Source organism: Turicibacter sp. GALT-G1 (genome assembly GCF_025594995.1).
Classification (GTDB): domain Bacteria; phylum Bacillota_I; class Bacilli_A; order MOL361; family Turicibacteraceae; genus Turicibacter; species Turicibacter bilis.
In genome coordinates, this window is record NZ_JAMQUS010000119.1 from 1 (window position 1) to 381 (window position 381).

Below are 381 nucleotides of genomic sequence, written 5' to 3' on the forward strand. Positions count from 1 at the left end.
TGGGATGTTGGGCGCATGCCCGTCGCAAGTTCAAGGATGTGCCGGGGAAGAATGGAAAAGCTAAACAAGCCATTGACTACTGTAACCAAATTTTTAAGATTGAACGAGCCCTTCAAGGGTTATCCCCTGAGGAACGTTATGAGCAACGTCAGTTACAGGTCAAGCCAGTGATTGAGGCTTTTTATGACTTTCTAGGGAGCTTCATTCCCATGAAAGGTAAGTTACAAACTGCGGTTCACTATGTTTTAAATCAAAAGAAAGAACTGATGGCATTTTTGAAAGATGGACGATTAGAAGCATCGAATAATCGTGCCGAACGTGCCATCAAAACCGTGGTTATTGGACGGAAAAATTACTTATTTTCAACAAGCTTATCAGGGG

1 protein-coding gene is annotated in these 381 nt (G+C 42.5%); it reads left to right on the top strand.

What is annotated here, in order from left to right; all coding sequences use genetic code 11:
* The coding region (locus NEH74_RS13495) for an IS66 family transposase (protein ID WP_262941475.1) at positions 1-381 on the top strand (381 nt) is incomplete at both ends.